Raw genomic sequence first — 24,107 nt, forward strand, 5'->3', positions numbered from 1 at the left:
GTCGACCTCAAAAGGACCCACGCATGCGCGCGCCTCTGCTCAACCGACTTCTGCCCATCGCCACGCTGCTGGCGCTGGCGGCCTTTTCCTTCAGCGCCAGCGATTACTACACCGGCCTGGCAGTGAAGATCATGATCTACGCGATCTTCGCGCTCAGCCTGCAACTGCTGGTGGGCGGCGCGGGGTTGGTGAGCCTGGGACACGCGGCGTTCTTCGGCATTGGCGCCTACGTGGCAGCGCTGTTGTCGCCCGAATCGGAAGCGGGCAGCCTGGGGTGGCTGCTGCCGGCCGCCCTCCTGGCGGCCGCCGCGTACGCCCTGGTGACCGGCGCGCTCGCGCTGCGTACGCGCGGCGTGTACTTCATCATGGTCACGCTGGCGTTCTCGCAGATGGCGTACTACGTGTTCCACGACACCAAGATCGGCGGCGGCAGCGACGGCATCTACCTGTATTTCCGGCCGGAACTCTCGCTCGGCGGCTGGATGCCGTTCGATCTTGGCAACGCCGGCACGTTCTATTTCTTTGTCCTTGCCTGCCTGGCGCTGACGTGGGGCTTTCTGGCGTTGCTGCGCCGCTCGCCATTCGGCGCGGCGCTTGCCGGCATCCGCATCAACGAACAGCGCATGCGCGCGGCAGGCTATTCGACCTATCCGTACAAGCTCGCCGCCTATGTCGTCGGTGCCACGCTGGCCGGCCTGGCGGGCTTTCTGTTCGCGCTGAAAGATGGCTTCGTCACGCCGGAGCTGTTGGCCTGGGAACAGTCGGGGCTGGTGCTGCTGATGGTCATCCTGGGCGGCATGGGCAGCCTGGGCGGCGCAGTGCTGGGCACCGTGACGATGGTGCTGCTGCAAGAGCTGTTCCAGTCGCAGGACCTGTTTGGCGATTACGCACGCCATTGGCACCTGCCGCTGGGCCTGGCGATCATCGCGCTGGTGGCGCTGTTGCCGAACGGGCTGGCAGGTCTGCCGGCCCAATGGCGCGAACGCCGCCAGGCGCGAGCCGCGGACGTTCGCAAAGACGCGGCGCCCCCGGCCCGCGCGGAAAGCAAACCGGCGGCCGCGCGCCTGCCCCTCCAGGGAGAACGCCATGTCTGATGTCCTGCTCTCGGCCGCCGCGGTCACGCGCCGCTTCGGCGGTCTTACCGCGGTCAACGGTGTATCGCTCGATCTGCTGCGCGGCCAGGTGCATGCCGTGATCGGCACCAACGGCGCGGGCAAGTCCACGCTCATCAACATCCTGTCCGGTGAACTGGCGGCCAGCAGCGGCCAGGTCACGCTGGGCAGCCGCGACATCACCACCTGGCCTCAGCCCGAACGGGCGCGCGCGGGGCTGGGCCGCAGCTACCAGCGATCCACGATCTTTCCTGAGCTGAGTGTGTTTGAAAACTGCCGGCTGGCCGCGCAGGCCAGCCGGCAGCGCTTCTGGCACTGGTGGCGCGATGCCGCCAGCTGCCGGCGCAGCGCCGAGCTGGCGGGCGCGGCGCTGGACCGCACGGGCCTGGCCGGCGACGCGCGGCAGCCAGCCGGCCTGCTGCCGCACGGCCGCAAGCGTCAGCTCGAAATCGCGATGTGCCTGGCGGGCGAACCGCAGGTGCTGCTGCTGGACGAACCGCTGGCGGGCATGGGCCCCGAGGAAACCGACCGCATCCTGGATCTGCTGCAGACATTGAAGGCGGGCCACGCGATCCTGCTGGTCGAGCACGACATGGACGCCGTGTTCCGCATTGCCGAAACCATCACCGTCATGGTCAACGGCAGCGCCATCGCCAGCGGCGCCCCTGCACAGATCCGCGCCAATCCGGAGGTGCGTACCGCCTACCTGGGCGAAGACGGACAAGGAGCACATTGATGCACGCGCTGATCGAAGCAGACGGCCTGCACGTGTACTACGGCGCCAGTCACGTTCTGCGGGGCGTGGACATGCACATCGCGCCGGGCGAATCGGTGGGACTGGTGGGCCGCAATGGCATGGGCAAGACCACGCTCATCCGCAGCCTGATGGGCCACGTGAAAAGCGCGCAGGGCAACGTGCGCGTGCGCGGCAGCGACTGCACCCACGCGCAGCCGCACGCGATCGCACGGATGGGGGTGGCCTATGTGCCCGAGGGCCGCGGCATCTTTCCCAACCTGAACGTGCGCGAGAACCTGCAAGTCGCGGCGCGCCCGGGCAAGCGCGCGGGCCAGGACTGGACCTATGCGCGCGTGCTGGACACGTTTCCCCGGCTGCGCGAACGCCTCGCCCACGGCGGCCAGCAGTTGTCGGGCGGCGAACAGCAGATGCTGGCCATCGGCCGCGCGCTGATGACCAACCCCGACCTCCTGATTCTGGACGAAGCCACCGAGGGCCTGGCGCCGCTGATCGTGGCGGAGATTTGGCGCATCATCCGCGAGATCCGCGCCACCGGCATGTCCACGCTGATCGTGGACCGCAACTACCGCGCGGTGCTGGAACACACCGACCGGTGCCTAGTGATGGAAAAGGGATTGATCGTGCAGGATGGCGACAGCGCGTCGCTGGCCCGGCAGCCCGAGCAGTTGACGCGCTATCTGGGGGTGTAGCGGCGCGGCGCGTGGGGAGAAGATCCACGAAGCGTCCGCGCCACGGCGGCAACCGTCAGATCACCGCTTCGATCAGGAAGGGACCGCGCCGCTTCAGGCCTTCGGCCAGCGCGCGCGCAAAGCCTTCAACCGTATCCACGCTGACCGCTTCCACGCCCATGCCGCGGGCCAGATGGGTCCATTCAAGATGCGGATCCTGCAGGTCCAGCATGCGGCGCGCATTGCGGCCGGGTTCCTGCACGCCCACGTTCTTCATCTCGCCATGCAGCGTGGCGTAGGAACGGTTGGCCAGGATGATGGTGAGGCAATCCAGGTTTTCGCGCGCCTGCGTCCACAAGGCCTGCAGCGTGTACATGCCGCTGCCGTCCGCCTGCAAGGTCACCACCTTGCGGTCGGGGCACGCCACTGCCGCGCCCGTCGCCAGCGGCAGGCCGATGCCGATCGCGCCGCCCGTCAGCATCAGCCAGTCGTGCGGCGCGCTGCTGACGCTGTACAGCGGAAACTCGCGGCCCTGCGTGATGGACTCGTCGCAGACGATGGCCTGTTCGGGCAGATGATGCGCGATCAGGATGTTGACGGCGGCACCGGTCAGCTTGCCGGACGCGGGCACTTCATAACTGGCGGCGGGCGCCGTCAGGCGCGGCGCATCGGCGGCGATGCCCAGTTCATCGGCCAGCCACTCCAGCGCGTGCGGCAGGTCCTGGTCGGCCGTGGCCAGCACCACCTGGTTGCTGTCCTGCGGCGCCAGCAGGCTGGGCTTGCCCGGATAGGCAAAGAAACCGACCGGCGACTTGGCGCCCGCCATCACCAGGTGCTTGACGTCCTTGAGCTTGGCGACGGCCAGATCGATCGGATACGGCAGGCGGTCCACCGGGGTGCGCGAGCCGCCGCGCTCGATGCGGCGGTTCGACGTTTCCGATACCAAGCGCACGCCGGTCGCGCGTGCAATGCGCCCCGCCGCGTTCAATGCGCGCTCGCGCAGCGCGGCGCCGCCCAGCATCAGCACGGTGACTTCGCCCGAGCGGATGGCCGCAGCGGCGGCGCGCACGGCATCGGCGGTGGTCTGCGCCAGCGCGTCGTCCTTGGCCACGATGGGCGCGGGCGCGTTATCGGGCAATTCGGTCCAGGCCGTGTCAGCCGGCAGGATCAGGGTGGCGATGTTGCCCGGCGCGCGGCGCGCCACGGCGACGGCCTCGGCGGCATCCGCGGACAGGGCCGAGGCCGTCATGGTGCGCTTGACCCAGTGCGACATCGGCCGCGCCACGCCCTCCACGTCGCTGGTCAGCGGCGCGTCGTACTGGACGTGATACGTGGCGTGGTCGCCCACGATGTTGACCATGGGGGTGCGCGCGCGCTTGGCGTTGTGCAGGTTGGCAAGGCCATTGCCCAGGCCCGGGCCCAGATGCAGCAACGTCGCCGCCGGCTTGTCGGCCATGCGGGCGTAGCCGTCGGCGGCGCCAGTCACCACGCCTTCAAACAGGCCCAGCACGCAGCGCATTTTGGGCTTGCGATCCAGGGCCGCCACAAAGTGCATCTCGGATGTGCCCGGATTTGCAAAGCAAACGTCCACATCATTGGCAAGCAAGGTGTCGCAGAGGCTGTCGGCGCCGTTCATCGTTGTTTCCCTGGTAGTTATCAATGGCAGTGCGGGTGGCATGGCCACCCGCGCAACGGACATCATAGGGAGCCTGGCGGATTCGCGATAGAGCCATTTACGATCGGGCGCATGGAACCATTCCAGCAAGGTTCCGTCAGCCGAAACAAGGCGGCGGCGTGCGCCCGGGCGGATTGTGTGGCCAGCTCAAGGCGTCTGCAAAAACGGCAAGGCCTCCCGAGGGAGGCCTTGCACGGGTCGGAAGGATGCCTTATCCGGCCGCTACGGCTGCCGGTACATCAACGGATCGGCCACGGATACATCGCGCCGCCCTGGTTCCACAGCGCGTTCGTGCCGCGCTGCAGGCCCAGCTTGCTGTCCTTGCCCACGTTGCGCTCGAAGATTTCGCTATAGTTGCCCACCGCCTTGATGGCGTTGTAGGCCCATTTTTCATCCAGGCCCATGTTCTTGCCGGCGCCCGGCGTCACGCCCAGGATGCGCAGGACGTTGGGATTCTTGCTCTTGAGCATTTCATCCACGTTCTTTTGCGTGATGCCGTATTCCTCGGCTTCCAGCAGCGCGAACAGCGTCCAGCGCACGATGCCCAGCCAGTTCTCGTCGCCCTGGCGGACCATGGGACCCAGCGGCTCCTTGGAAAAGCGCTCGGGCAGGATTTCGTAGTCGTTGGGGTTGGCGACCTGCGTGGCGCGCACGGCGGCCAGTTGCGAGGCGTCGTCCGTGAAGGCATCGCAGCGGCCGGATTCAAAGGCGCGCACGACTTCGGTCACCTTGTCGATCACGACCGGCTTGAACTCGATGTTGTTGGCGCGGAACCAGTCGGCCAGGTTCAGTTCGGTGGTGGTGCCCGGCTGCACGCAGACGGTGGCGCCGTTCAGTTCCTTGGCGCTCTTGACGCCCAGCTTCTTGCTGACCAGGATGCCCTGGCCGTCATAGAAGCTGGCGGCCACGGCGGACAGGCCGAGCGACGTGTCGCGCGTCTGCGTCAGCGTCACCGTGCGCAGCAGCACGTCGACTTCGCCCGACTGCAGCGCCGTGAAGCGCTGCTGGGTGGACAGCGCGGTGCCCTTGAACTTGGAGGCATCGCCAAACACCGCCGCCGCCACGGCACGGCAGATGTCCACGTCCATGCCTTCCCATTCGCCCTTGCTGTTCGTCGCGGAGAATCCGGAGACGCCGTCCGTCAGGCCGCACTGCACGAATCCCTTCTTTTTCACCGCGTCCAGCGTGGGACCGGCCATCGCCGCCTGGGACGCGCAGGCCAGGGCAATCGCGCCGGCCGCAACCATCAATTTCCGCTTCATGTTCTGCTTCTCCTGAGATAGATGGCCGCTCTGGGCTCGTAACCGGGAGCGGCTGAAACCGGGTCCCGCCTTACTGGACCGGCCGCCAGATTAAGGCATGTCCACAGCGTGAACAACGCGCGAATCCCTAGTGAAAACCCGTAAGACGCGGCTTCGGCCGATAACGGCGCCGCGTCCGGTGATCGAACTTTATTGGCGCGGCGTCGCTCCGCCCTGCGCATCCCCCCGTGCCATACTTTTTTTGCGTCTTTGTCCGATAGTCAGCAAAGCCGCAGCCCTTTGAAAAAAGCCGGTCGCGTCACACAAAAACCCGGACGCGCACCGCTAATCGGCCGATTCATGGAGGAGACAAGTCCATGGCAAAAGCAAGCAAGTCGCAGCCCCTTCGCCCGGCGGCCACTGACCGCCGCCAGGCTCTCAGAAACCTGCTCGTCGCCGCGCTGGCCGCGAGCGGTCTGGCCGCCGGCCCCGCCCTCGCGGCCGACAACTGGCCCAGCAAGCCCATCAAGATCATCGTGCCGTACACGCCGGGCGGATCCACCGACATCGTGACGCGCATCGTGATGGAAAAACTGGGGCCGCGGCTGAACCAGACCATCGTCGTCGAGAACCGTCCCGGCGCCAACAGCAGCCTGGGATCGGCGATTGCCGCCAAGGCCGAGCCCGACGGCTACACGTTCCTGTCGATGCTGCCGGCCTACATCATCAACTTTCATCTCTACAAGCTGGGCTACACGCCCGCGGACCTGACGCCGGTCGTGCAGATGGCGGACCTGCCGCTGTTTCTGTTCGTGGCGAACGAGCTGCCGGTCAAGAACGTGGCCGAACTGGTCGCCTATGCGCGCAAGAATCCCGACAAGCTCACCTATGCGTCCAGCGGCAATGGCTCCAGCGCGCATCTGACCGGCGCCGACTTCGCGCTGCAGAACAAGATCACGATGACCCACGTGGCCTACAAGGGCAGCGCGCCGATCCTCACGGACCTGCTGGGCAACCGCGTGTCCATGGTGTTCGATCCCGTGCTGGTGCCGATGCAGTACGTCAAGCAGAACCGCCTGAAGGCGCTGGCGTTCACGGGCAAGGAACGCTGGCCCACGGAACCTGACATTCCCACGATGGAAGAGGCCGGCATGCCGGGCTTTGTCACCGGCTCGTGGGCCGGGCTGATGGCGCCCGCCAATACGCCCAAGCCGATCATCGAACGCATGGCGCGTGAGATCAGCGAAATCGTCAAGGAACCCGACGTGCGGCAGAAGTTCGTGGATGCGGGCTTCTTGCCGGTGGGCGGCACGCCGGCGCAGTTTGCCGAATTGATGAAGAAGGACTCGGCACGCTACGCCGAGATCATCAAGCAGGCCAACATCACCGTGAACTGAGCGGGCCGGGCGCCGCCGCGCCCGCCCCATCGGAGCCCTCCATGATCGACAAGTTCATCGACACCCCCGCGGCCGCCGTGGCGGACATCCACGATGGCGCCACCGTGCTGATCAGCGGGTTCGGCGGCGCCGGCATGCCCACCGAACTGATCCATGCGCTCATCGACCAGGGCGCGCGCGACCTGACCGTGGTCAGCAACAATGCGGGCAACCACGAAACGGGCCTGGCCGCGCTGGTCAAGGCCGGGCGCGTGCGCAAGGTCATCTGCTCGTTTCCGAAGGCGTCTCACTCGTGGGTCTTCGACGCGCTCTACCGCGAAGGCCGCATCGAACTGGAATGCGTGCCGCAAGGCACCATCGCCGAACGCCTGCGCGCGGCCGGCGCCGGGCTGGGCGGCTTTTTCACGCCCACCGCGTACGGCACCGAGCTTGCGCGCGGCAAGGAGACCCGCATCATCAACGGCCGCGGCCATGTGTTCGAAGAACCCTTGCACGGTGACTTCGCACTGGTCAAGGCCGACCGCGGCGACCGCTGGGGCAACCTCACCTACAACATGAGCGCGCGCAACTTCGGTCCCATCATGTGCATGGCCGCCCAGACGACCATCGTGCAGGTGCGCGCCAAGGCCGAACTGGGCGAACTGCCGCCCGAGGCGGTGGTGACGCCCGGCATCTTCGTCAAGCGCGTCACCGAAGTGCCCAACGCCGCCTTTTCCAGCTGACGCAATCCTTCAAGCAGGAGCCCGCATGTTTCGTCCCCTGACCCGCGAAGCCATGGCGCGCCGCCTGGCCCTGGACATCCCCGACGGCAGCTACGTGAACCTGGGCATCGGCATGCCCGTGCTGGTGGCCGCCCATCTGCCCGAAGGCCGCGAGATCGTGCTGCACAGCGAGAACGGCATTCTTGGCATGGGCCCGCCCCCGGCCGAGGCCGACATCAACCTGGACCTCATCAACGCGGGCAAGCAGCCCGTGACGCTCTTGACGGGCGGGTCGTATTTCCATCACGCGGACTCGTTCGCGATGATGCGCGGCGGCCACCTGGACATCTGCGTCATGGGCGGCATGCAGGTTGCGGCCAACGGCGACCTGGCCAACTGGTCGCTCAACAAGCCGGGCGAGGCGCCGGCCGTGGGCGGCGCGATGGACCTGGCCGTCGGCGCACGCAGTGTGTTCATCATGATGGAGCACAACAGCAAGAACGGCGATCCCAAGATCGTCGAGCGCTGCACCTATCCGCTTACCGGCGCCGGCGTGGTGGACCGTATCTACACCGACCTCGCGGTCATCGACGTCACGCCGGGCGGGCTTGTCGTCCGGGATATGATCGGCGGCATGACCCTGACCGAATTGCAGGCGCACACCGGCGCGCCGCTGCGTGCCGGCTGATGCTGCCGAACCTGCCTCCGCCGGGCTACGCCGCGCCGCCCGCGGCCGAAGACCATCCCGACCAGCTGCGCGGCGATCCGGACTACATGCTGACGCTGGCGCGCGGCCTGCACGTCATACGCGCGTTCGGCACCCGCCGCCATCCCCAGACCGCCGCCGAACTGAGCCGGCGCGCCAATCTGCCGCGCGCGGTGGTGCAGCGCTGCCTGCACACGCTGATCCTGCTGGGCATGGCCGAACAGCATGGCCGGCTGTACGTGCTGACGCCGCGCATCCTGGGCCTGGGCTACGCGTATTTTTCGTCCACGCCGTTCGTCTCGCTGGCGCAGCCCGTGCTGGAGGAACTGAGCGCCACCGTGAACGAGACCTGCGCGCTCGCCATCATGGAAGGCCACGAGATGCTGTACCTGGCGCGTTCGGAGGTGAACCGCCTGCTTGCCACGTCGATGGGTCTGGGAAGCCGCTTGCCGGCGTATTGCACGTCCATCGGACGCGTGCTGCTGGCAGAGTTGCCCGAGCCCGCGCTGGCAAGGTATTTCGCGGCAACCGACCTGCAGCCCTACACCGAATTCACGTTGACCACCGAGGCAAAACTGCGCGCGGAACTGGCGCGCATCCGCGAGCAGGGATATGCGGTGGTCGATCAGGAACTGGAATTGAATGTGCGCGCGATCTCGGTGGTCGTGCGCTCGGCCAGCGGCAAGGCGTGCGGCGCCGTGAACGTCAGCGTGAAGGCCGCGCGCGTGCCGCTGGAGCGCTTGCAGGAAGAATTCCTGCCGCCCTTGCGGCAGGCCGTTGAACGGATCGGGGAATTCCTGGCCGCCTGAGCGGCCAGGCTACAGGCCGGTGGTGTCCAGCGTGAAGGCGGCGGCGGCACGGCCGATGCGGTCGTTGACCGCGTGCCAGTCGTCGGTGGCGGGCGGCTCCTGCACGATGATGCGCGCATAGCCCTGCCCGTCCAGATCGCGCAGCAGGCCATACAGCGCCTGCGCGTAACGGGCCGGGTCCGCCGGCACCGCTTGCCATTGCACGCGGGCATCGACGGCGGCGGGCTGCGGGCCGTAGGCCACCAGCACGACGCGCCCTTCTGGCAGGTTGCGTCCCAGCACCACTTCCTGCATGCGTGCGTCGCTTGCAAGTTCCAGCGGCGTGCGGGGCGCGTAATGCGCCTTCAGCGTGCCCGAGGCGCGCGGCGCCGCGGCGTCGGGCGCAAAGACCTGCACGCCCAGCACGGCTTCGAGCTGCGCGGCGCTGATGTGGCCGGGCCGCAGCAGCACGGGCCCCGCGCCCGTGTCCAGGCGCGACAGATCGAGGATCGTGGACTCGATGCCCACCTCAGACGCGCCGCCTTCCAGCACGGGCATGCCGGCCGCGACTTCGTCCGGGAACTCGCTGCGCACATGCTCGGCGCGCGTGGGCGACACTTGCCCGAACTTGTTGGCGGACGGCGCAGCCACGCCGCCCTGCCCGTTCGGCTTGCCGGCGGCAAAAGCCGTCAGCAGCGCCTGCGCCACCGGGTGCGAGGGACAGCGAATGCCGATGCTGTCCTGGCCGCCGCTCACCGTGTCCACGATATGCGGCGCGCGCTTGAGGATCAGGGTCAGCGGACCCGGCCAGAACGCGTTGATCAGCAGACGCGCCTCGGGCGGCACGTGCGCCGCCCAATACGACACATCGCCGTCAGGCGCGATGTGCACGATGACAGGATGGTTCGACGGCCGGCCCTTGGCCGCGTAGATCTTGGCAACCGCCTGCGGATTTTCGGCGTCCGCGCCCAGCCCGTAGACGGTCTCGGTCGGAAAGGCGGCCAGTTCGCCGTCCAGCATGCGCTGGGCGGCGTGGGCGATTTGCGCGGCGCTGGCGGTGGCGGGCGTGGAGGAGGACATCGGTTCGCCGCTCTATTCGGGCGCCTGCATACCCAGCGCGGCCGCCACGCGGGCGGCATCGTCACGGGCCTGCTGCAGCGTGGCCGCCACGATGGTGACGTGCCCCATCTTGCGGCCGCGCCGCGCCTCGCGCTTGCCGTACAGATGCAGCTTGGCGGACGGCACCGCCAGCGCAGCCGCCCAGTCGGGCTCGCGTTGCGCGGTGTCGCTGTCGTTGGCGTACCAGATGTCGCCCAGGATGTTCAGCATGACGGCCGGGGCCAGGAGGTCGGTGCCGCCCAACGGCAGGCCGGCCATGGCGCGCGCCTGCTGCTCGAACTGGCTGGTGACGCAGGCATCGATCGTGTAGTGGCCGCTATTGTGCGGGCGCGGCGCGATCTCGTTGACGATGAGGCTGCCGTCCTTGAGCACGAAGAATTCCACGCACAGCACGCCGTGATAGCCCAGGCCCTGCGCGATGGCCTGCGCGGCCTCGGTGGCGCGCGCCTGGCGTTCGGCGTGGGCGGCGTCCTGCTGCACGGGCGCGGCGGTGGACACCGCCAGGATGCCGTCGCGGTGCACGTTGCGCGCCACGGGAAACACCACGCTGGCGCCGTCAAAGCCGCGCGCCAGCACCACCGAGATTTCGTAATCCAGCGGCATCAGCGCTTCCAGCACGCAGGCTACGCCCCCGAACTCGGCGAAGGCCGCGATGGCTTCTTCGCGAGTGTCGATGCGGGCCTGACCCTTGCCGTCGTAACCCAGGCGGGCAACCTTGAGAATGCCGGGGAACAGGGTGTCGGACGCGGCGTGCAGGTCCGCCTCGCTGCGGATGGCGGCGTGCGGCGCAACCGGGATGCCTTGCGCGGCGATGAAGGTCTTTTCCGCGATACGGTCCTGCACGATCGCCACGGCGTCGCCCGCCGGGCTGACGCGGCAACGGGTCGCCAGCGCGCGCAGGCTGTCGGCGGGCACGTTTTCGAATTCGGTGGTGACGGCCTGGCAGGTCTGCGCCAGGCGGGCCAGGCCGGCCTCGTCGTCATAGGCGGCCTGGATGTGCAGGTCGGCGACCATGCCGGCCGGGCACTCGGCGGCCGGATCCAGCACCGCCACCTTGTAGCCGAGGCTTTGCGCGGCGTGACAGAACATGCGGCCCAACTGCCCGCCGCCCAGCATGCCCAGCCAACCGCCGGGCGCAATCATGAAAGAAGTCGGTTGAGTCATACGCGTCAGGCCTCGGGCGGAACTTTCATGTCGCGTGCGGCCTGCGTCTGGCGGGCGCGGAACGCCAGCAGCTTTGCGTGCAGGCCGGCGTCGGTGCCCGCCAGCGTGGCGATCACGTGCAGCGCGGCGTTGGCGGCGCCGGCTTCGCCGATGGCAAAGGTGGCGACCGGCACGCCCTTGGGCATCTGCACGATGGACAGCAGCGAGTCTTCGCCGCGCAGGTACTTGGACGGGACCGGCACACCGAACACCGGCACCTCGGTCAGGGCGGCCATCATGCCCGGCAGGTGCGCCGCGCCGCCAGCGCCGGCGATGATGCCGCGCAGACCGCGCTGGTGCGCGGCGGCGCCGTATTCGGCCATATCCTGCGGCATGCGGTGCGCGGAGATCACGCGCGCCTCGTAGGCAACGCCAAAATCCTCCAGCATCGTCACCGCGTGCTTCATGACCTCCCAATCGCTGGAAGATCCCATAATCACGCCCACCACGGGGGAGGCTTGCGCCGCTGCGGAAGTCTGGTCTGTCATAACCGGTGTCTAGTAGTTGAGACCACGGCGCACGCGCCGCGAAATGTCAGGAAACCGCGGGACCTGCCCGCGAAAGCCCGCTATTTTACCCGGCGCGGCGGCCCCTACGGCGTGGCCGCCGTTTGCAGCCAAAGGTAGCTGACCGGATCGTCGGGGCCCGGGCCAAAGCCGCACTGCAGCGTGGTGCTGCCGGCGTTGGCCAGCGCGACGATGAAAAACAGGGCCATGACCACCATGCCCAGCGCCGACACGGGCTTCTTGAGCATGCTGTCGCCCCATTTGCGGTCCACACACAGCATCACGACGCAGAACACGATGATCGCCGTGAAGGCGACGAACGCCCACGTATAGAAATGCAGGCCAAGAAAGGGCGTACCGTAGCCCGCATCGCCCGGCGCAATATGCAGCAGCACCTGACGCCCCGCCGCAAGCATCCCGGCCAGCGCGCCCGCAATGCTCATCGCGTAGTGCATCGGCGACGGGCCGAGCCGCATGTTCAAGAGGAATCCCACGCCCGCAAGCATCAGCGCGACGCGCTGCAGCAGGCATAGCGGACATGGCAGTTCGTCGTAGGCGAATTGCCAGACAAAGGCCATGCAGAGGATGGCGGTGACCCCGAGCAGGGCCAGACCGTTGAGGATGCGTGAACCGCGCGCCGGGTTGCGTGAAAAGATCATTGCCGGCGCTTCACAGGGACAACGCCAGCGGACTGGTCATGTGGTAATTGCACCAGGCGGCAAAGATGACCAGGGTCAGCAGCCAGAACGTCACGCAGGGGCGGCGCCGGCCCACGAGCCCAAACCATACTGCCAGCGTCCCCGTCACAAAGGGCAGCATCATCACCATGCAGCGCTCCTTTTCTCGGAATTCCCGAACCAAGCAGCGCACGAGTATAGCGTAACAATCCGAAATAATTTCATGCGAAGACTGCGGGTTTGCCCGGGTGCCCGGCATGTGTATCAAGGCGCCGGTTGCACCGCTGCGGGCAAAAAAAAACCGCTCGGCAAGGAGCGGTTTTTTGGAAAGCAGGCCGATCAGGCGATCAGGCGGTCAAGCGCTTCGCGGTATTTGGCGGCGGTCTTTTCCAGCACGTCCTGCGGCAGGCGCGGCGCGGGCGGCGTCTTGTCCCAGGTCTGGGTTTCAAGCCAGTCGCGCACGAACTGCTTGTCGAAGGACGGCGGGCTGATGCCCACGCGGTAGCCGTCGGCAGGCCAGAAGCGCGACGAATCGGGCGTCAGCACTTCGTCCATCAAGTGCAGCGTGCCATCGTCGTCCAGGCCGAATTCGAACTTGGTGTCGGCGATGATGATGCCCTTGGTCGCGGCAAAGGCGGCGGCCTCGGCGTACAGCTTGAGCGTGACGTCGCGGATGCGCTCGGCCATTTCCTGGCCGACTTCCTTGACCACGTGCGCGAAGTCCACGTTCTCGTCGTGCATGCCGAATTCGGCCTTGGCCGCGGGCGTGAAGATGGGCTCGGGCAGCTTGCTCGCCTGTTGCAAGCCCGCCGGCAGCTTGATGCCGCACACGGCGCCGGTCGCCTGGTAGTCCTTCCAGCCGGAACCGATCAGGTAACCACGGGCCACCGCTTCGACCAGGATCGGCTTCAGACGCTTGACCACCACGGCGCGGCCACGCACCTGGTCGACCTCATCGGGCGCCACCACGTCCTCGGGCTTCACGCCGGTGGAGTGGTTGGGCAGGATGTGCGCCAGCTTCTGCAACCAGAATTCGGTCAGTTCGGTCAGCACCTGTCCCTTGCCGGGAATGGGGTCGTCAAGGATCACATCGAAGGCGGAAATGCGATCCGACGCGACGATCAGCAACTTGTCGTCGCCGACGGCGTACATATCGCGCACCTTGCCGCGTCCCAGCAGCGGCAGGGACTTGATGCTGGATTCATGCAAAGCAGAAGTCACGGGAATGGCCTATGGCAAAAATGAACATTCCCGCCGCGGGCGGGCGCCAGGGCGGGAAGTGGAACGAAATCGGATACCAGGCAGGAGCGGCGCCGCGCGGCGGCTCCTGCAAAGCGCATAGATTACTGCAAATAAGTTCACCTTGCCGCAGGCCAGACCCCGGGTTAGGCTTTGATCCCCATCCATAATTCGCGCCGGCCGCCCCCGGGCGTCACGGCACAACCCGTCCGGAGACAGAGTCGTATGCAGGATGCTTCCCCCAAGCGCATGCCCCACGCCGACGCGCAGGTGCACATGACAGGCGGCTGCCAGTGCGGCGCCATCCGCTACGCCCTCACGGACGAGCCCATCACCGCGGCGACCTGCCATTGCCGGGACTGCCAGTATTCCAGCGGCGGCGCTCCAGCCCACGCCCTGATCTTTCCCGCCGGCGCGGTCACGCTGCTGCGCGGCCAGCCCAAGGAGCACCGCTACCAGGGCGACTCCGGCCACACCGTCATGCGCAGCTTCTGTCCGTCCTGTGGGACGCCGCTGTTCGGCGGCTCGGAAGGCATGGGCTATGAGGTGGTCCGCGCGGGGTCGCTGGACGATCCCGAGGCCTTTCATTCCAAGGTGAGCCTGTGGACGGACTCGGCGCCATCGTGGCACCACGTGGACCGGACGGTGCCGAGCTTTGGGCGCAATTCGCCGGCATAAGCGGCGCGCAACACGTCCACAAAACAAAAGGGCTGGCCCTCGCGGACCAGCCCTTTTTTGCCTGAGCCGCCTTCACAGGGAAGGCGGCGCCGGCGGGGACCTTACTGCACCACTTGCGACAGCTTGCCCGACGCGTATTGCGCGGCGATCTCGGTCAGCGGCAGCGGCTTGATCTTGCTGGCGTTGCCGGCGGTGCCGAATTCCGTGTAGCGAGCGACACAGATTGCCTTGGCGGCGGCGCGGGCGGGCTTGAGGTATTCGCGCGGGTCGAACTTTTCGGGGTTCTCGGCGAAGAAGCGGCGGATCGCGCCGGTCATGGCCAGACGGATATCAGTGTCGATATTGATCTTGCGCACGCCGTACTTGATGGCTTCCTGGATTTCCTCGACGGGCACGCCGTAGGTTTCTTTCATGTTGCCGCCGAATTCACGGATTTCGGCCAGCAGTTCCTGCGGCACGCTGGAGCTGCCGTGCATCACCAGGTGGGTGTTGGGCAGGCGGGCGTGGATTTCCTTGATGCGGGAGATCGACAGGATGTCGCCGGTGGGCTTGCGCGTGAACTTGTAGGCGCCGTGGCTGGTGCCGATGGCAATCGCCAGGGCGTCCAGTTGCGTGCGGCGCACGAAGTCGGCGGCTTGTTCGGGGTCGGTCAGCAGCTGATCCATGGTCAGCTTGCCGTCGGCGCCGTGGCCGTCTTCCTTGTCGCCTTCCATGGTTTCGAGCGAGCCCAGGCAGCCCAGTTCGCCTTCGACGGTCACGCCCAGCTTGTGCGCGATGTCGACAACCTTCTTGGTGACTTCGACGTTGTAGTCGTAGTCGGCGATGGTCTTGCCGTCTTCCTTCAGCGAGCCGTCCATCATGACGCTGGAGAAGCCCAGGTCGATCGCGCCCTGGCAGATCTTGGGCGACTGGCCGTGATCCTGGTGCATGACCACGGGAATGTGCGGGTAGGACTCAACGGCGGCCTGGATCAGGTACTTGAGGAAGCCTTCGCCCGCGTATTTGCGCGCGCCGGCCGAGGCCTGCATGATCACCGGGCTGTCGGTCTCCGCCGCGGCTTCCATGATGGCCTGGACCTGTTCCAGGTTGTTGACGTTGAAAGCCGGAATGCCGTAGCCGTGCTCGGCGGCGTGGTCGAGCAACTGGCGCATGGAGACTAGGGCCATGAGTGGTCCTCCTTAGGTACTGTCTATTGAGAGATGGTTGAAGCCTTGCTGAATGGCGTGATTTTACGGGGGAATCGAAGAAAGGTCTTGCAACGGCCGGTATCCTATCCATTCAGGTGATACCGCAAGGGGCGGGACGGCTGATATCCCGGCTTGCGATCTCGTCCATGCGGACCAGAAATCCGGCACGCCAGGCCTTTGCCGCCCCGCTTGCAGCCTAGGGCCGTGGCCTAGGGCCTGCCCGCGTGCGGCACGTCCACCTGGGTCGCCAGGATGCGGGCCTGGGGTTTGGCCCGGCGATTGGCTTCGACGAAATCCGGCGCCGCCGCCATGAAAAGCGTCCTGCCGTCGGGACCGCCCAGCGCGGCCGCGAAGATGCCGAACTCGCCGGTGTCGATCTGTTCGAGGATCCTGCCGCCCCGTTCGACCCGCACGATGCGCTTGCCGATGGCATCGCCCACCCACAGCGCGCCTTCTTCGTCCAGTGCGCCGCCGTCCGGGGCGATCTTTGACGCGGCGATCAGCGTGGTCAGGTCGTCGCTCGCCGGCAGCTCGCCGAAGTTGGCCCAGTCGCGGCGTGGGCCCAGCACGCCATTGGGCTCGATGTCGAATTCGGAAATGCGATTCGCGAAGGTCTCGTTGACGATCAGCGTCTTGCCGTCGGGCGTAATGAACGACCCGTTGGGAAAGCACAGCCCGTCCGCCACCACCTGCGCCACGCCGTCCGGGTCCACGCGCACCAGCGTGGTCGTGCGGACCGGTTCGCCCGCCATGATGTCGAACCCGAAGTTGCCCACATACGCCCTGCCCTGCGCGTCCACCACCATGTCGTTGATGGGGCCGCCGGTCAACGCGGAGAGGTCCGCGTGGACCGATAGCGTGCCGTCCGCCTCGCGGCGCAGCAGCTTGCGGTCTTTCATGGAGGCGATCAGCAGGCGGCCATCGGGCAGCCAGCCCAGGCCGGAGGGCTGCTGGGGCACCAGGCAGACACGGTCCACGGCGCCTTGCAGCGTCACCGTGATGACCTGCCCGGTATAGAAGTCCGAGGCCCACAGCCGGTTTTCGTGCCAGCGCAGTCCTTCCAGATAGGTGTAGCCGGAAGCCAGTACGGACAATTCGCGATTCGGCATTGCTTTGTCTCCCATGTCGCCCCGCTCGGGGCGGGTTCCCAGGTGGCGCCCGGCCTGTCTTGATGAGACCGGAAGGGGCATTCTGGCATGGCTGATCCGTCCCTAAACTGACAACTGACTGTCAGGTTGGCGGCGTTAACATCGCGCCCCAGGGTTAACCCGAGCAGCACCCGGAGCCCTGGCATGTCCGTTACCGGACCGCCTGCCCCCGCCTTCATGCCGGCGGACCTGGCCCCACGGCCCAAGCGGCGGCTCCCGTTTTCCCGTATTCAACATGAACACTAAGAAGCTGACGCGTTATATCGGCATCGCCATGGTGCTGGGCATCGTGGTGGGCTACTTCTGCAACAAGTTCGCGCAGAACCAGCAAGAGGCGGCGCACATCGCCTCGTACTTCAGCCTTGTCACCGACATCTTCCTGCGCATGATCAAGATGATCATCGCGCCGCTCGTGTTCGCCACCCTGGTGACCGGCCTGGCCAGCATGAGCGACGCCAGCGCGGTGGGCCGCATCGGCATGCGCGCCATGATCTGGTTCATCGCCGCCTCGGCGATCTCGCTGTTGCTGGGCCTGGCGCTGGTCAACATCTTCCAGCCCGGCGCGCACATGAACCTGGCGATTCCAGACGCGGGGCTGACATCGGGCCTGAAGACGGGCGATTTCACGCTCAAAGCGTTCATTGCGCACGTCTTTCCCAAGAGCATCGCCGAAGCGATGGCCAACAACGAGATCCTGCAGATCCTGGTGTTCTCGCTGTTCTTCGGCGCCGCACTGTCGTTCATCCGCGGCAAGGGCCACAACACGATCTACAACATGATCGACGAGCTGGCCAAGATCATGTTCCGCGTCACCGACTACGTGATGCGTTTTGCGCCGCTGGGCGTGTTCGCCGCGATGGCCGCCGCCATCACGACCGAAGGCCTGGGCGTACTGATCAGCTACGGCAAGCTGATCGGTGAGTTCTATCTGGGCCTGGCCCTTTTGTGGGCGATTCTGTTCGGCGTCGGTTACCTGTTCCTGGGCAAGTCCACGCGCCGTCTGGGCGGCCTCATCAAGGAGCCGACCCTGCTGGCGTTCTCGACCGCGAGCAGCGAATCGGCCTACCCCAAGACGATCGAGGCGCTGGCGCGGTTCGGCGTGTCCAAGCGCATTTCCGGATTCGTGCTGCCGCTGGGTTACTCGTTCAACCTTGACGGCTCGATGATGTACCAGTCGTTCGCGGTGCTGTTCATCGCCCAGGCCTACAACATCGAGATGAGTTTCACGCAGCAGCTCACCCTGCTGCTGGTGCTGATGGTGACGAGCAAGGGCATGGCCGGCGTGGCGCGCGCCTCGCTGGTGGTGGTGGCCGCGACGCTGCCGATGTTCCACCTGCCCGAAGCCGGCCTGCTGCTCATCATGGGCATCGACCAGTTCTTCGACATGGGCCGCACCGCCACGAACGTGGTCGGCAACAGCCTGGCCACGGCCGTGATCGCCAAGCTGGAAGGCAACGAGGAGGATCTGCCCGCGGATACGGACGCCGAGATGGCCGGCGAGACGGTTTCCGGAACCATGGACGCGACCCCGCAACCGGCGCGGGCTGCCAGCCAGAACGCATGAAAAAACGGGCCATAACGGCCCGTTTTCAATGGTGCGCGCCCGCTTGACCGGCGCGAGTGCCGGGCGCAACATAAAAGCCCTTTTCGTCACGCACCGGCGAGGCGCGCATGGGCGCCGCGCCCGGCCCCGCACGCCATGAATCTTCTGTTCTCGCCCCGCGCGGCAGCGGCGCTTGCCGCCGGCCTGTTCGCCTGCATTCCCCCTGCGCATGCCTGGACCCGCATTTCCTGCGACCTGACGGGCACGGTCTCCACCTTTCCCACCACCTACCGGCAGTTCCGGACCGACGGCACGGCGCTGACGCAGGTGCTGTTCAAGCTGAAAGTCAAAGCCGCCGACATTCCCGACGGCGAAAGGGCCGACACGGACTGCGACGAGTTCGTGGACAAGGAGGTGGAGGTGGCGCTGGAGAACGTGCCAGCGCGCACCATCTTGCGGGGCAAGCCGTTGAAGGTGCGCTACAAGTACGACGAATCGCTGGGGCAAAGCCTGGCGACGCGGTACGAACTGCCGCGCTGACCTTGCCCCGGCTGGCCGGGCGGCGTCAGTAGTTTCGTCAGTCGTTTACCGAGCAGGACACGGGCGCGCCGTCCTCGAACTCGACGTCGTAGGTGTGCACCGGGTCCCAGGGCAGCGTGAACCAGAGCTCGTAGCCGTCGCCGTCTTCGTCGAACAGCCACAGCGCGCGCAGCACGGCTTTTTCCGCCATGGCTTCGGCCGTTTCTTCGGCCAGGAGCTGGTCGTCTTCGATGCCCAGCTTTTTGCAGTGCTCGTACGAATAGTTGTCGAGCAGGAAGTCGGCCGCGGCCAGAATCTGGTCGTCCAGGTTGTCCAGGATGCCCTTGACCACCTTGGATGCGCCCGCATCGGGCTCTTCACCGTCGGTCTGGATCATGACGTGGATGGGGGGCCGGCCCTCGCCGGCGGGGACGTTTTCCGCCGCCCACAGATCGGGTTCTTCGAGGTCCTGGGTGAAATTGAATCGTGCCATCTGGGGCTCCGTGAATTGGAAGGGCAAGCCGGAAACGGCAGCGGCTTGCCCGGGGCCGTGTGGCCTTTCAGCCATTTAACCAGATGCCGGCTACTTCGTCTGTGGCGGGAAGCGACGTTTTTGCGCCTAGGACATGTGCATGTCTTGCCAGACAGGCTTGCGCCGCCCATGCAGGTCAGGCCTGCGCAGGCACGGGTGCCGCCGAGTTTGCGCAGAGGTCCAGCAAAATGTCCGAAAACTGCGACTCGGCCGTCAACGCCTGTTCGCGCTTCCTCCGGATCAGGTTGATCGGCGGCAGCTCCCAGCCAAACTCCCACGGCACCATGCCCAGCCTGCCCCGCTGGCAAAGTTCGCGCGCGATGTCTTCGGGCACCACCGAAATCGACGATTCGTTCTGCGACAGGATGCCCTCGATCACATCCGTCGAATAGGCCTCCAGCACGGGCGACGGCGGCTGCAGCCCGGCACGGATGAAGTGTTCGACGATCAGTTGCCGCGTGGGCGTATTGGCCGCCGGCAGCACCCAGTCCAGCGCCGCCACCGCGGCCCAGTCGGGCTTGCGCCGCGCCAGCCGCTGGGCCAGCCGCCCGTGCGCGACCAGGCGGGGCCGTTGGCGGTACAGCACGCGATGAATCAGGTCTTCGTGCATCACCGTGGACGTGGCGCGGCTGATGATGCAGTCCAACTCGTGCTGGCGCAGCATCGGCACCAGATGATCGGTCGTGGCGCGGTGCAGGCTAAGGGTTACGCCGTGGCGCTGGTGCAATTGGCTGATGGCGGCGGTGAGCAAGGCGCTGGACACGTACGGCACCACGCCCACGTGCAGGTGCGCGGAGCGGCCGGCCTGCAAGGCCTCGACTTCGCGCTCCCACAGGTCCAGATCGCTGAGCATGTGACGCGCCCGCACCAGCGCCAGATTACCTAGCTGTGTGGGCTGCAGGCCGCTGCCCGTGCGCAGGAACAGGGGCGCGCCGAAGATGTCCTCCAGCTCGGCCAGGGCCTTGGTCACCGCGGGCTGGCTGATGCCGGTCTGCGCGGCGACCCGCGTCAGCGATTTATGGCGGTCGATATTGACCAGCAGCATGAGGTGCCGATGCTTCAGGCGGTTGGCAAGTCGGACGGCATCGCGGCTCATGACGTTTTCCAGATAACCATTTGGTTATGCAATTATGCCCATAAAGATAAAACCAGTTATTTCAGGATCCTATACTGCACGCATCATTCCCTGCCCTTCCGGTATCACGATGAATCCGTCCTTCACCACCCGACCTGAAATACGCGGCACGTACGGCGTGGTTTCGTCCACGCACTGGCTGGCCTCGCAAGTGGCCATGAGCGTGCTGGAGCGCGGGGGCAACGCGTACGACGCGGCCGTGGCCGGGGGATTCGTCCTGCAGATCGTCGAGCCGCACCTGAACGGACCGGGCGGTGAAGTCCCCATCCTGATCTGGAGCGAACGCGAGCAGCGCATGCGCGCGCTGTGCGGCCAAGGCCCGGCGCCCGCGCTGGCGACCCCCGCCTATTTCCGCGAGCTGGGCGTGGACCTCGTGCCCGGAATCGGCCTGCTGCCCGCCACGGTGCCGGGCGCGTTCGGCGCCTGGCTGACGCTGCTGCGCGATTACGGCACGTGGGAGCTGGCGGACGTGCTGCGGCCAGCCATCGACTATGCGCGCGACGGCTTTCCGCTGGTCCCGCGGATCTCGCAGGCGATCCTGGCCGTGCAGGCGCTGTTTCGCGACGAATGGAAAAGCTCGGGCGAGGTCTGGCTGCCCGGCGGCCGCGTGCCCGCCCCCGACGCGCTGTTCCGCACGCCGGCCATCGCGGCCACCTACACCCGCATCCTGGACGAAGCCCACGCCGCCAGCACCGACCGGCGCGGCCGCATCGATGCGGCGCTGGACGTGTGGTACCGGGGTTTCGTCGCCGATGCGATCGACAGTTTCTACACCAACGAGGCCGCGCTGGACACCACCGGCCAGCGCAACCGCGGGCTGCTGCGCAAGGCCGACCTGGCCGATTGGCGCGCCACCTACGACGAACCGCTGACCACGCAATATGGCCGCTACACGGTCGCCAAATGCGGCGTCTGGTCGCAAGGCCCGGTGCATCTGCAACAGCTGGCGCTGCTGCGCCACCTTGACGTGGACAAGCTGGACCCGCTGTCGCCGCAATTCGTGCACCGTGTGGCCGAAGCCGCCAAGCTGGCGTTTGCCGACCGCACCGCCTGGTATGGCGATCCCGATCACGCCCAGGTGCCGCTGGCGGCGCTGCTGAGCGACGACTACGCGCGGGCGCGCGCCGCCGGCATCGGCGATCGCGCGGCGGCCGCGCTGCAACCCGGCAGTCCGGGGGGCCTGCCGCCGAGCCTGCCCGACCTGGACGCCGCCATCCGCACCCTGGCCGCCTCGGACACGCGCTACGGCGTGGGCGAACCGACCTTCGCGGCGTTGCCGCCCGTCGACGAATGGGCCTCGCGCGAATTGTTCGTGGGCGACACCTGCCAGATCGACGTCATCGACCGCGATGGCAACATGGTGGCCGCCACGCCGTCGGGCGGCTGGCTGTCGTCAAGCCCCGTGGTGCCCGCGCTGGGCTTTTCGCTCACGACGCGCCTGCAGATGACCTGGCTGGACGATGGCGTGCCGGGCCAGCTGCAGCCGGGCAAGCGCCCCTGCACCACGCTGTCGCCCGGCCTTGCGCTGCGCGACGGTCAGCCTTACATGGCGTTCGGCACGCCGGGCGGCGACCAGCAGGACCAATGGACCGTCGCTTTCTTCCTGCGTCACGCCATGGGCATGAACCTGCAGGCGGCGATCGAGGCGCCGTCCTGGCATATCGATCACTTTCCAGGCTCGTTCTGGCCGCGCGCGCTGACGCTGAACCGGCTGACGGTGGAGTCGCGCATGCCCGCGGCCACGCTGGATGCGCTGCGCGAGGCCGGTCACGACGTCAAGGTAGGACCGGACTGGTCCGAAGGCCGCATCAGCGCCTGCACGCGCGAACCCGCCGCGGGCGGACGCCTGCTGCTGCGCGCCGCCGCCAATCCCCGTGGCATGCAGGGATACGCCGTCGGCCGCTAAATCACTTTTTCTTTCGACCGGCTCTCAGAAGCCGGACACTACGCAAGGGGTAAACACCATGACACTGCAACTCAAACGACTGCTGCGCACGTTCGCGCTGGGGCTGGCGATGGCCGCGCCCGCGCTTTCGCAGGCCGCGTGGCCCGAAAAGCCCATCACGCTGGTCGTGCCGTGGGCGGCCGGCGGCTCCACGGACATCCTGGCGCGCGTGTTGTCCGAAGGCCTGACGCAATCGCTGGGCCAGCCCGTGATCGTCGAAAACCGTTCGGGCGCGTCCGGCAATATCGGCACGGCGTTCGTCGCCCGCGCCAAGCCGGACGGCTACACGCTGCTGGTGGGCTCGATGAGCACCCACACGATGAACCAGGCGCTCTATTCCAACATGCCGTTCGACGGCGTGAAGGACTTCACGCCGATCGCTGAGCTGGCCCTCGTGACCAACACGATGGTGGTGCATCCGTCGGTGCCGGCCTCGAACCTGAAGGAATTCATCGCCTACGCGAAGGCCAATCCCGACAACGTGGCCTACGCCTCGGCGGGCCAGGGCTCCACCAACCACCTGAGCGCCGTCCTGTTCGAGAAGGCCGCCGGCGTGAAGATGATGCACATCCCCTACCGCGGCGGCGCGCCTGCGGTGCTGGACACCGTGGCCGGGCGCACGCAGGTGCTGTTCAGCGCCGGCACGCAGACGCTGCCGCACGTGCAATCGGGCAAGCTCAAGCTGCTGGCCGTCACGGAAGAACAGCGCTCGCCGCTGCTGCCCGATGTGCCCACCGTGGCCGAAACGCTGCCCGGCTATGAATTGGCGGTCTGGTACGGCGCGTTTGGCCCGGCCGGCATGCCGCCCGAACTGACGGCCCGGCTGAACCGCGAGATCAACGTGATTCTGAAGCGGCCCGATGTCATCAAGAAGATGGGCGACATGGGCGTGCTGCTGACCGACACCACGCCCGAGCAGTTCGGCCAGATCCTGGCGCGCGACGCCGACAAGTACGGCAAGTTGATCAAAGAACTGGGCATCACCGCGGAATGACGGACCACGCCCTCAGCCCGGCCGCCACGGGCGTGCAAGCCATCGGCCAGGCGTACGCGCAGGGCAATGCGCAGGCGGCCTTTCAGGCCATCGATGCCTACGCCGGCCTCGCCCTCGCGCACACGCTGTGCACCGTGAATCGTTACGACGCCAGCGCCATGCGCGTGGTGCGGCTGTATAGCTCGAACCCGCGGGCCTACCCGCCGGGCGGGAGCAAGGACAAGACCGGCACGGCCTGGGGCCGGCACGTCCTGCTCGAGCAGCAGGTGTTCGTCGGCCAGGGCGAGGACGCCATCCGCGAGTTCTTCAACGACCACGACGCCATCCGCGAACTGGGCTTGAAATCCGTCATCAACGTGCCCGTCGTCTATGGCGGCGCGTGCCTGGGCACCGTCAACTTCCTGATGCCGCGCGCCGCGGTGACGCAGGCGGACATTGACGCGGCACGGCTGGCGGCCCTCCTGGCCCTGCCCGCGTTCCAGGCGCTGCAGGCGGCACAGCGCGCCGCCTGACCGCTGCCTGGACCGGATGCCGCGCGTTGCCCGGCATCCGGCGGGAACCCCGACGCAGCAACGATCTGAAAGACATCCGGCGCAAAAGCGGGAGCCGACGCCCGGCGCCGCGGGTATATTGGGGT

General features: G+C 67.0%; 25 protein-coding genes. 13 read left to right on the forward strand and 12 right to left on the reverse strand.

Annotated features, from left to right (window positions below; genetic code table 11):
• The first annotated feature begins 23 nt into the window (after positions 1–23).
• Genes H4P35_RS20235 through H4P35_RS20245 form a run of 3 tightly spaced genes read left to right on the forward strand, consistent with a single transcriptional unit; the run spans position 24 to position 2,558 of the window.
• On the forward strand, positions 24–1,094 hold the full coding sequence (locus H4P35_RS20235) for a branched-chain amino acid ABC transporter permease (RefSeq protein ID WP_226846685.1): 1,071 nt from the start codon (positions 24–26) through the stop codon (positions 1,092–1,094).
• On the forward strand, positions 1,087–1,848 hold the full coding sequence (locus H4P35_RS20240) for an ABC transporter ATP-binding protein (protein WP_226846687.1): 762 nt from the start codon (positions 1,087–1,089) through the stop codon (positions 1,846–1,848). The genes H4P35_RS20235 and H4P35_RS20240 overlap by 8 nt, the downstream gene beginning before the upstream one ends.
• Positions 1,848–2,558 (forward strand): ABC transporter ATP-binding protein, encoded by a 711-nt coding sequence (locus H4P35_RS20245; RefSeq protein WP_226846689.1) that lies wholly within the window; start codon positions 1,848–1,850, stop codon positions 2,556–2,558. Before H4P35_RS20240 ends, H4P35_RS20245 begins: the two co-directional genes overlap by 1 nt.
• 55 nt (positions 2,559–2,613) lie before the next feature.
• Here the strand turns inward: H4P35_RS20245 and H4P35_RS20250 are convergent, their stop codons facing one another.
• Together H4P35_RS20250 and H4P35_RS20255 are read right to left on the reverse strand one after the other, a co-directional pair.
• Positions 2,614–4,173, reverse strand: coding sequence for an acetolactate synthase large subunit (locus tag H4P35_RS20250; RefSeq protein ID WP_226846691.1), 1,560 nt, complete (start codon positions 4,171–4,173; stop codon positions 2,614–2,616).
• A 278-nt stretch (positions 4,174–4,451) separates the two neighbouring features.
• Positions 4,452–5,474: an amino acid ABC transporter substrate-binding protein gene (locus H4P35_RS20255; protein WP_056326734.1), complete on the reverse strand. Its 1,023-nt coding sequence runs from the start codon at positions 5,472–5,474 to the stop codon at positions 4,452–4,454.
• A gap of 356 nt (positions 5,475–5,830) precedes the next feature.
• Here H4P35_RS20255 and H4P35_RS20260 point away from each other — a divergent pair, with 356 nt between their 5' ends.
• From H4P35_RS20260 to H4P35_RS20275, 4 genes are read left to right on the forward strand one after another with little or no spacing between them, the layout of a single operon-like run.
• On the forward strand, positions 5,831–6,850 hold the full coding sequence (locus H4P35_RS20260; RefSeq protein ID WP_180098103.1) for a tripartite tricarboxylate transporter substrate binding protein: 1,020 nt from the start codon (positions 5,831–5,833) through the stop codon (positions 6,848–6,850).
• Between the two features lie 41 nt (positions 6,851–6,891).
• Positions 6,892–7,572 carry a 3-oxoacid CoA-transferase subunit A gene (locus H4P35_RS20265; RefSeq protein ID WP_226846693.1) on the forward strand — a complete coding sequence of 227 codons (681 nt, stop codon included), beginning with the start codon at positions 6,892–6,894 and terminating at the stop codon, positions 7,570–7,572.
• 25 nt (positions 7,573–7,597) lie between these two features.
• The gene (locus H4P35_RS20270; protein ID WP_226846695.1) at positions 7,598–8,239 is read left to right on the forward strand and encodes a 3-oxoacid CoA-transferase subunit B; all 642 of its coding nucleotides are present in this window, start codon (positions 7,598–7,600) and stop codon (positions 8,237–8,239) included.
• Positions 8,239–9,066, forward strand: a complete 828-nt coding sequence (locus H4P35_RS20275) for an IclR family transcriptional regulator C-terminal domain-containing protein (RefSeq protein WP_056326726.1) — start codon at positions 8,239–8,241, stop codon at positions 9,064–9,066. Before H4P35_RS20270 ends, H4P35_RS20275 begins: the two co-directional genes overlap by 1 nt.
• Before the next feature lie 9 nt (positions 9,067–9,075).
• Here H4P35_RS20275 and H4P35_RS20280 read toward each other — a convergent pair whose 3' ends face one another.
• The 6 genes from H4P35_RS20280 to H4P35_RS20305 form a co-directional block, all read right to left on the reverse strand.
• Positions 9,076–10,125: an L-threonylcarbamoyladenylate synthase gene (locus H4P35_RS20280; RefSeq protein WP_226846696.1), complete on the reverse strand. Its 1,050-nt coding sequence runs from the start codon at positions 10,123–10,125 to the stop codon at positions 9,076–9,078.
• A gap of 12 nt (positions 10,126–10,137) precedes the next feature.
• On the reverse strand, positions 10,138–11,328 hold the full coding sequence (locus H4P35_RS20285) for a 5-(carboxyamino)imidazole ribonucleotide synthase (protein WP_226846698.1): 1,191 nt from the start codon (positions 11,326–11,328) through the stop codon (positions 10,138–10,140).
• A 5-nt stretch (positions 11,329–11,333) separates the two neighbouring features.
• Positions 11,334–11,855, reverse strand: a complete 522-nt coding sequence (gene purE, locus H4P35_RS20290; RefSeq protein WP_062841698.1) for a 5-(carboxyamino)imidazole ribonucleotide mutase — start codon at positions 11,853–11,855, stop codon at positions 11,334–11,336.
• Positions 11,856–11,959: 104 nt separating this feature from the next.
• Positions 11,960–12,532, reverse strand: a complete 573-nt coding sequence (locus tag H4P35_RS20295; RefSeq protein ID WP_226846700.1) for a disulfide bond formation protein B — start codon at positions 12,530–12,532, stop codon at positions 11,960–11,962.
• Positions 12,533–12,542: 10 nt separating this feature from the next.
• Entirely contained in the window at positions 12,543–12,701 is a 159-nt protein-coding gene (locus H4P35_RS20300; RefSeq protein ID WP_167427990.1) for a DUF5993 family protein, read from the reverse strand.
• Positions 12,702–12,889: 188 nt separating this feature from the next.
• Positions 12,890–13,771: a phosphoribosylaminoimidazolesuccinocarboxamide synthase gene (locus tag H4P35_RS20305; RefSeq protein ID WP_056326717.1), complete on the reverse strand. Its 882-nt coding sequence runs from the start codon at positions 13,769–13,771 to the stop codon at positions 12,890–12,892.
• 243 nt (positions 13,772–14,014) lie between these two features.
• On the opposite strand from H4P35_RS20305, the gene H4P35_RS20310 reads away from it, so the two are divergent.
• A complete protein-coding gene (locus H4P35_RS20310; RefSeq protein ID WP_062841696.1) occupies positions 14,015–14,467 on the forward strand; it encodes a GFA family protein in 453 nt (150 codons plus the stop codon).
• Between the two features lie 101 nt (positions 14,468–14,568).
• Here H4P35_RS20310 and fba read toward each other — a convergent pair whose 3' ends face one another.
• Together fba and H4P35_RS20320 are read right to left on the reverse strand one after the other, a co-directional pair.
• Positions 14,569–15,633, reverse strand: coding sequence for a class II fructose-bisphosphate aldolase (fba, locus tag H4P35_RS20315; RefSeq protein WP_056326713.1), 1,065 nt, complete (start codon positions 15,631–15,633; stop codon positions 14,569–14,571).
• 230 nt (positions 15,634–15,863) lie between these two features.
• Positions 15,864–16,763 (reverse strand): SMP-30/gluconolactonase/LRE family protein, encoded by a 900-nt coding sequence (locus H4P35_RS20320; RefSeq protein ID WP_180098099.1) that lies wholly within the window; start codon positions 16,761–16,763, stop codon positions 15,864–15,866.
• A 274-nt stretch (positions 16,764–17,037) separates the two neighbouring features.
• Here H4P35_RS20320 and H4P35_RS20325 point away from each other — a divergent pair, with 274 nt between their 5' ends.
• Both H4P35_RS20325 and H4P35_RS20330 read left to right on the forward strand, forming a co-directional pair.
• Positions 17,038–18,366, forward strand: coding sequence for a dicarboxylate/amino acid:cation symporter (locus H4P35_RS20325; protein WP_226846702.1), 1,329 nt, complete (start codon positions 17,038–17,040; stop codon positions 18,364–18,366).
• 135 nt (positions 18,367–18,501) lie between these two features.
• Entirely contained in the window at positions 18,502–18,885 is a 384-nt protein-coding gene (locus H4P35_RS20330) for a hypothetical protein (protein ID WP_226846704.1), read from the forward strand.
• 37 nt (positions 18,886–18,922) lie between these two features.
• Here H4P35_RS20330 and H4P35_RS20335 read toward each other — a convergent pair whose 3' ends face one another.
• Together H4P35_RS20335 and H4P35_RS20340 are read right to left on the reverse strand one after the other, a co-directional pair.
• Positions 18,923–19,357, reverse strand: coding sequence for a hypothetical protein (locus tag H4P35_RS20335; RefSeq protein WP_056326704.1), 435 nt, complete (start codon positions 19,355–19,357; stop codon positions 18,923–18,925).
• Positions 19,358–19,532: 175 nt separating this feature from the next.
• Entirely contained in the window at positions 19,533–20,492 is a 960-nt protein-coding gene (locus H4P35_RS20340; protein WP_180098096.1) for a LysR family transcriptional regulator, read from the reverse strand.
• A 109-nt stretch (positions 20,493–20,601) separates the two neighbouring features.
• Here H4P35_RS20340 and H4P35_RS20345 point away from each other — a divergent pair, with 109 nt between their 5' ends.
• From H4P35_RS20345 to H4P35_RS20355, 3 genes are read left to right on the forward strand one after another with little or no spacing between them, the layout of a single operon-like run.
• A complete protein-coding gene (locus H4P35_RS20345) occupies positions 20,602–22,437 on the forward strand; it encodes a gamma-glutamyltransferase family protein (RefSeq protein ID WP_226846706.1) in 1,836 nt (611 codons plus the stop codon).
• A 58-nt stretch (positions 22,438–22,495) separates the two neighbouring features.
• Complete coding sequence (locus H4P35_RS20350) at positions 22,496–23,470, forward strand: tripartite tricarboxylate transporter substrate binding protein (RefSeq protein ID WP_056326697.1); 975 nt, start codon at positions 22,496–22,498, stop codon at positions 23,468–23,470.
• On the forward strand, positions 23,467–23,982 hold the full coding sequence (locus H4P35_RS20355) for a GAF domain-containing protein (RefSeq protein ID WP_226846708.1): 516 nt from the start codon (positions 23,467–23,469) through the stop codon (positions 23,980–23,982). The genes H4P35_RS20350 and H4P35_RS20355 overlap by 4 nt, the downstream gene beginning before the upstream one ends.
• Positions 23,983–24,107: the final 125 nt, after the last annotated feature.

The organism is Achromobacter sp. 77, from assembly GCF_020541125.1.
In the GTDB taxonomy this organism is placed as follows: Bacteria; Pseudomonadota; Gammaproteobacteria; order Burkholderiales; family Burkholderiaceae_B; genus Achromobacter; species Achromobacter mucicolens.